The following is a 6,782-nucleotide window of genomic DNA, read 5'->3' as shown; positions in this document are numbered from 1 at the left end:
CCCGCTGGATCGTCTCCTGGTTGGTCAGCGCAGTCACCCGAGAACCTCCATGTTCGTTGTCAGCGCCGTTTCCAGTTCGGTGAGCACGGTGGCCGCCACCGCGGCGCCGACCGGATCGGCCAAGGTCGTGCTGATGGTGAAAGCACAGGGGGAACCGGTCCCGGCGTTCTGACGCCCACCGTGCGCGACACCCGTGTGGAGGGTGACGGCCGCGGCGATGACGTCCCCGGTGAAGGTGCAGGAGTCCGCCGGTAGCCGGGCCGGGTCCAGGCGCTGCATGCTGTGGAAGCACCCGTCGGGATGCACGCGCACGGTCTGCCGGTCGACCGCCACCGGCACCGCCGGGACCTCGAGCTCGCCGTGCGGGCCGAACAGGTCACCGCTGTGCTGGACCAGCCGTTCCAGGGCCTGCTCGGTGGTCGCCGCGGCTCCCCGGCGGCGCGCGTGCGCCCCCTCCAGGAGATAGCCGGTCCACTGGGCCATCGCCTGGGTGACCACACAGGCCCAGTACAGCTCGGCCGGGCTGAGCCGGTCCGAACCGATGGCGAAGTTGAACTGGTCGTACAGCGCCAGTTCGGTGGTGGGGGTGATCAGTCCGGTGCGCAGGCAGCGCTCGAAGTCGGGGGAGCCGGGGATCGGGTAGAAGGGGTTGGTCCAGAAACGCACCCCGGCGAGCATGAGGTTGACCGAGTCGCGGGCGAGCTCGCTGCACTCCTGGCCGAGCAGGCCGACGATCAGCGAGGCGCCGACGTCCACCCCCTGTTCCCGGAACAGGGCCGCACCGTCGTTGACCTTCTGCAGCGAGGTGAAACCCTTGCGGATGCGGCGCAGGCGGACGGGGTCGGTGGTCTCCAGGCCCAGGAACAGGCTGCGGAACCCGGCCGACACCATGTCGTCCACCAGGGAGCCGTCCAGGTCGACCACGGTCATCCCGTTGGGCAGGTGCAGTTCGACGTCCAGCCCACGGCGGGTGATCTCGCGGCAGATCTCGCGCACCCTGGGCACGTCGAAGGTGAAGTTGTCGTCCTCGACGAAGAACCGGCGGATGCCGTGGTCGGTCACGTAGTGCTCGATCTCGTCGGCGACGTTGTGCGGGCTGCGGGCCCGGAACTTCCTGCCCACGGTGGCGTGCACCGTGCAGAAGGAGCACGAGAAGGGGCAGCCGCGACTGGTGATCAGCGTCGCGGTGGAGTCGTAGCTGCTCATCTCGAGCAGGTTGACCGCCGGCAGGGGCAGGCCGTCCAGATCGGTGAGGAACTCGGTACGCGGCTGCACGTGGACGCCAGGGCCGCCCGGTGGACACCCGCACAGGCCGGTGCCGCAGCGATAGGCCACGCCGGCCAGCCCGGTCAGGGGCGCTCCGTCCAGCAGGGCCTGCACGATCTCGACCACGTTCGACTCGGCCTCGCCCAGCACCAGCGCGTCGAAGGCGGGCTCGGTCATGGCGTGCTGGAAGGCGACCGTGGGGTGCTGACCGCCGAGCACGACCCGGGCGTGCGGCAGGATCCGCCTGGCGAGCCGACCGAGTTCGTAGGCCGGCTCGTAGTACGGGGTGAACATGCAGGACACGCCGACCAGGTCGTAGCCGCGGCGTAGCTGCTGCTCCAGCCGGTCCCAGCGCGCGCCCCAGTGGACCAGGTGCCCCCAGCGCGGATGTGCGGCGACCTTGGCACGGTCGGCCGCCGTGTAGTCGGCCGGGTCGACCACGTGGTTGTCCTCGGTGTTGGCCAGCGCGTCGAAGATGTCGACCTGCATGCCCGCCGCACGCAGGCGGGACGCCAGGTAGGCCAGGCCGATCGGCATGTGTCGACCGATCTCGATCATGCAGGCCCGGATCGGCGGTTTGATCAGAAGTATCCGAGGGGCCCCCTCGGCGGGCGTCCAGGTCATGGTTACCGATCCTCGGCGGGCGTCGCGGCGTTCTCATGGGCCGCGTAGTACGACAGCAACAGTTCGTGGATGTCCTCGTCGGCGAAGAAGAGCATCTCCGGGGGCGGCACGAACGCCGAGTCGATGCGGTCCAGCATGGTGGTGAAGGCGGAGCGGAAATGCTCCTCGATCATCGGAGGCCAGTCCTCCATGATCTTCCAGTCGTGCTCGTAGGCGGTCCCCATGGTGTGCAGGACGGCGGTCGCCAGGCACTCGTCCCGGGTCATCGCCTGGATCGGTGGCCGGATCGGGGTGAAGACGGACAGGTCCATCCCCACGGCGCCCGGGCCGTCGAGGATCAGGTCCGCCATGTGGGTGGCCAGTAGCGGTGACTGGTGCAGCCCGTCCCGGTAGGTCCCCGTCATGAGCCACAGCCCGGCCAGACCGGTCGAACCGAGCAGCGGGAAACCGTCGAGCGGGATGGGCCGGTTGCCGATCAGGGTGCGCTCGACCCAGCCGGCGTTCAGGTCGGCGCGCAACTGCCGGGTGCCACCGAGGAGCAGGTTGAGCTCGCCGATGGCGGCGGAGGTGCCGGGGTGCCGTTCGACCTCGTTGGTGGCCCCCAGGTAGATCAGGCCGTCGCCGCGCGGGACCACGTGCAGACCGCAGGCGAAGGCCCGGTTGGGCGTGCGGATCACCCCGGTGGGGATCGCCCCGGTGACGGTGCGGACCATCAGGGCGACCCCCCGTCCGGCGACCACCGGCGGGATCAGGGCGCGGACGTCCGGCGGCAGGCAGTCCAGCAGCCCGGTGGTGTGTGCCCCGGCGGCGAGCACCACCTGTCCGGCCGCCACGCTCCGCCCGGAGGCGAGCCTGACTCCGGTGGCCCGGCCGGCGGAGACGACCACCTCGGTGACGAGGTCGTCGATCAGCGTGCCGCCGCGGCGCCAGATCGCCGTCTCCAGAGCGGTCAGCAGGGCCGGGCTGTCGACGGCGTGCTCGCCGGGGATGTGCATCGCCCGCAGGGGACGGGAGGTGGGGACCGGATCGAGCCAGTCGAGCGAGGCCGGATCCACCTCCTCGTAGGGCTCCTTGTACTCCTCCAGCGCGGTCCGGATCGCCTCGTACCCGCCGGTGTCGATGTCGTGGACACCGATCGTGTTCAGGATGACGGTGGTGCCGTGCGCGGTCCGGATCGCGGTCTCGTCGGACTCCTCCAGCAGGGCCTGTTCCCAGGCCGTCCACAGGGCTGTGGCGCGGAAGTCCATCTCCAGCTTGAGCCGGCCGACCTCACTGCGCAGGAGCTGCGGGGTGACCTCCCCGAAGCACCCGTTCATGGCGCCGGCAGCCGCCGACGCGGCCCACGGCCGTGCGGACTCGCCGACCACCGCGACCCTGAGGCTCCGACGGGCGAGCACCAGTCCCAGTGACATGCCGACCGAACCGTTACCGACGACGACGACATCACACGTAGCCGACGGATCGCCCATGACTTCTGCTCCTCTCGCGCAACACTTCTCACCAGTCCGTACCGGTCGGGTCCCGGCGGGGGATCATGTGGGCCGCGGCTATGCTGACCGGTGGCGACCGGGAGCCGGCGTAGGGAGAACAGTGGCGGTCCGTGACGGTGGCGGTTCGGCCCCTGTGGGCTCGCAGGAGCAGGCAGTGGACCGGGTGCGGGAGACCGTGGCCCGCAGCCGCAGGTACGGGGCGGTGGCCCCCGAGACGGTGCGTCGTCTCGCCGAGCGTGCCCTGGTCGCCTCCCGGGGGGACGAGCCGGAGGCGGTGAAGCGCACCAAGCGGTCGCTGCACGAGATCTACGGCGCCTACCTGCCGGAGCGGGCCCCCGGCTACCCGGGGCTGCTGCGCGACATCGGTGCGGCGGTCGGGGGCGGGGATCCGGACGCCGTCGCGGCGGCCGTGTCCCGGGCGATGCGGGTGCACGCCTCCACCCGTGAGCGGCTTCCGTACCTGCGGGAGTTCTACGCCGCGGTGTTCGGCGCCGTTCCCACGCCGGCCGTGGTGCAGGATCTGGCCTGCGGTCTGAACCCGCTGGCCTTCGGATCGATGGGCCTGCCCGCGCAGACCACCTACCTGGCCTCGGACATCGACTCCCAGCAGATGGAGTTCCTGGACCGGGCGCTGGACCTGCTGGAGGTCGAGCACCGGGTCGAGGTGGTCGACCTCGTGTCGGGTGCCGTGCCCGCGCAGCACGCCGACGTGACGCTGGTGCTGAAGACGTTGCCCCTGCTGGAGCGCCAGCGCGCCGGCGCCGGCTGGGAACTCGTCGACGCGCTGAGGTCGCCGTTCGTGGTGGTGAGCTTTCCGACCAGATCGCTGGGGCAGCGTTCGAAGGGCATGTTCCAGACGTACTCGGCCGCCTTCGAGGCGCAGGCGGCCGAGCGGGGCTGGACCTTCGACCAGGCCGAGATCGCCAACGAGCTCATCTACATCGTGCGCAGGTGACCGGCCGGGGATTTCCCGGCCCGCGGCCGGATCGACCCGGCAGGCATCGGCCCGGCAGACACGGCCCCCGGGCGGTCTCCCGGTACTCGGAACAGGTCCACCGACCATGGTCACCGGTCCTCCGGGCGACGCAGCACCATGAGGACGTCCCGCGGACCCGGGCGGGTGGGGGCGCCGCGGCGGGCGGACCACCGGGCGGCGAGCTGCCCGGGGTCGACCGTGCGCAGGAGGCTCGGGTCGAAGGCGGGAAGATCCAGGCGGTAGTCCAGCTCGTGCGTGGCACTCACCTGCACCCAGTCCAGACCGGACCCGAGCGCGGCCTGCACGTAGTCCTCGAAGAACATCCGGTTGACGGTGTCGCTGTCGAACACGTGCCAGACCAGGAGATCGATGAGGTCGGCAGGCAGTGCACTGGCCAGCAACGCCCGCAGCTCGTCCCGGGAGTAGGCGAGATGGGCCCAGGGCGGTAACAGGGTGTCGCGCCAGAAGAGCAGGTCCTGCTCCCGGTAGCGCACGTACTCGAGCTGGTGCCCGTCCACCGCACTCCAGATCGGGCCGAAGTGCGCGTACAGCAGGCCCCCGGGACGCAGGACCCGGTGGACCTCGGCGAGCACGGCGGGTACGTCCACGAACTGGAAGGCGTTGCTGGAGAACACGGCGTCCGCGCCGCCGTCGGGTACCGGCATCTGCTCGGCCGGCACGGGCAGGACACGGTACCGGTCCCGGGCGTCCCCCCGGGCCGGGCGACGGGGGTCGACGGCGACCCAGGAAGCCACGTCGCAGGCCCGTGCGTGGTGGGGGGGAAGAGACCCACCGATCTCGACCACGTCCGCTCCGGCCAGTGGTACCCGGGCGGCGAAGTCGGCGAACACCGCCTCCTCGTCCAGGGCGAGCCCCCCGATGACGCTCATCGGGCTCCCGGTGCGGTGAGCGTCGCGTGCTCCAGGGCCACCGGGCGGCGGCGGAGACGGGACTGGGTCACCGCCTCCGCGATGCGCAGCGCGGCGAGGGCGTCGTCGAGCGTGCAGGGACTGGGACCGCCGGTGCTCACCATGGTCACGAACGCCTCCATCTCGGCCCGGTACGCCGTGGCGAACCGGTCCATGAAGGACGACCAGGGCTGCGCGGCGGGTACCGGCCCGTCGGGTTCGACCGAACGCAGCGGCACCCGGGCGTCGAGGCCCACCGAGATGCTGGCGGAGGTTCCGGCCAGATCCATCCGCACGTCGTAGCCGTGCCCGTTGTAACGGGACGCCTGCAGGGTGGCCAGGGAACAGTCGTCGAGGGTCAGCAGCACCACGGTCTCGTCCACGTCGCCGACGTCACCGAAGTACTCGGCGCCGCGCCGGGCACCTGCGGCGAACGCCTCGACCACCTCGCGTCCGCTCACCCAGCGCAGGGCGTCGAAGTCGTGGATCTGGCAGTCACGATGGATGCCGCCGGACACCGCCACGTAGTCGAACGGCGGCGGCTGAGGATCCGCGGTGACCATGTGCACGCGCCGCAGCTGACCCAGGGCACCGGATCTCAGGGCCTCCCGCCCGTTGCCGAACCCGGTGTCGAACCGGCGCTGGAAGCCCACCTGCACCGGGATCCCCGAAAGCCTGACCTCGGTGGCCACGCGTTCACCGACGCTTAGCTCCCGGAAGACCGGCTTCTCGCAGAAGGTCGGAATGCCCAGGGCGCAACACCGCAGGACGATGTCGGCGTGGGTGTCGGTGGGAGAGGCGATCGCCACCGCGTCCGGGCGGAGGGCGATCAGCGCCTCGAGATCCGCCGCGACCCGGGCCCCGGCCGCGCTCGCCCCGCGGGCGGCCTGCTCCTGGTCGACGTCGGTGATGACCAGTTCGTCCACCCGGGGGTCGTCGGCCAGCGTGCGGGCGTGCACGGCGCCGATTCGGCCGGCCCCGACGAGTCCGATCCGCATGTCAGGCCACTGGCCAGGGACGCGCGGTACCGGCGACGCGGTTCCAGACGTTGATCGCCGCGATCACCCAGACCAGTTCGGCCAGCTCCACCTCGGTGAGGACCACCGAGACCTCGCCCCACATCTCGTCCGTGACCGGCCGGCGGTCCATCTGGGTGATGGCCTCGGTGAGGGTCAGCGCCGCACGTTCCTGTGCCGAGAAGTGCGGCGACTCGCGCCAGACGGGCAGGGCCAGCAGCTGCTTCTGGGTCGCGCCGGCCTCGAGGGCGGCCGGGCTGTGGGCGCCGACGCAGAAGGCGCACCCGTTGATCTGGGAGGCCCGGGTGCGGACCAGTTCCAGGAGCGAGGCCGGCAGGCTGACCTTGTCGGTGGCGGCGTCGAAAGCCTCCATGGCCGACATGATGTGGGGAGCCAGGAGGTCCACACGGAGACGAAAAGAGCTGGAGGTTAGCGTTTTCTCCGCCATCGATGAATTCCTCTCGACCAGGCGTTGAATCGGATCGCGGATTACCGGCGGGCC

Annotated in this window: 6 protein-coding genes; 1 reads left to right on the top strand and 5 read right to left on the bottom strand. The window is 71.0% G+C overall.

The genetic code is table 11. The features are described from left to right. Positions 1–33: 33 nt before the first annotated feature. Positions 34–1,890 carry a B12-binding domain-containing radical SAM protein gene (locus AC08OO_RS00585; RefSeq protein WP_011437751.1) on the bottom strand — a complete coding sequence of 619 codons (1,857 nt, stop codon included), beginning with the start codon at positions 1,888–1,890 and terminating at the stop codon, positions 34–36. A 2-nt stretch (positions 1,891–1,892) separates the two neighbouring features. Further along, complete coding sequence (locus AC08OO_RS00580) at positions 1,893–3,359, bottom strand: NAD(P)/FAD-dependent oxidoreductase (RefSeq protein ID WP_476618134.1); 1,467 nt, start codon at positions 3,357–3,359, stop codon at positions 1,893–1,895. A 175-nt stretch (positions 3,360–3,534) separates the two neighbouring features. Here AC08OO_RS00580 and AC08OO_RS00575 point away from each other — a divergent pair, with 175 nt between their 5' ends. Beyond that, positions 3,535–4,335: an Rmt family 16S rRNA (guanine(1405)-N(7))-methyltransferase gene (locus tag AC08OO_RS00575; RefSeq protein WP_023841785.1), complete on the top strand. Its 801-nt coding sequence runs from the start codon at positions 3,535–3,537 to the stop codon at positions 4,333–4,335. A gap of 110 nt (positions 4,336–4,445) precedes the next feature. Here the strand turns inward: AC08OO_RS00575 and AC08OO_RS00570 are convergent, their stop codons facing one another. Genes AC08OO_RS00570 through AC08OO_RS00560 form a run of 3 tightly spaced genes read right to left on the bottom strand, consistent with a single transcriptional unit; the run spans position 4,446 to position 6,728 of the window. Beyond that, positions 4,446–5,246, bottom strand: a complete 801-nt coding sequence (locus AC08OO_RS00570) for a class I SAM-dependent methyltransferase (RefSeq protein WP_011437754.1) — start codon at positions 5,244–5,246, stop codon at positions 4,446–4,448. Then, positions 5,243–6,262, bottom strand: coding sequence for a Gfo/Idh/MocA family protein (locus AC08OO_RS00565; protein WP_011437755.1), 1,020 nt, complete (start codon positions 6,260–6,262; stop codon positions 5,243–5,245). The genes AC08OO_RS00570 and AC08OO_RS00565 overlap by 4 nt, the downstream gene beginning before the upstream one ends. A gap of 1 nt (position 6,263) precedes the next feature. Beyond that, positions 6,264–6,728 (bottom strand): carboxymuconolactone decarboxylase family protein, encoded by a 465-nt coding sequence (locus AC08OO_RS00560; RefSeq protein WP_011437757.1) that lies wholly within the window; start codon positions 6,726–6,728, stop codon positions 6,264–6,266. Positions 6,729–6,782: the final 54 nt, after the last annotated feature.

It is taken from the genome of Frankia sp. CeCAU1 (assembly GCF_977971845.1).
Note: the sequence above shows the minus strand (reverse complement) of the source record. Positions and strands in the feature narration are given on the sequence as shown.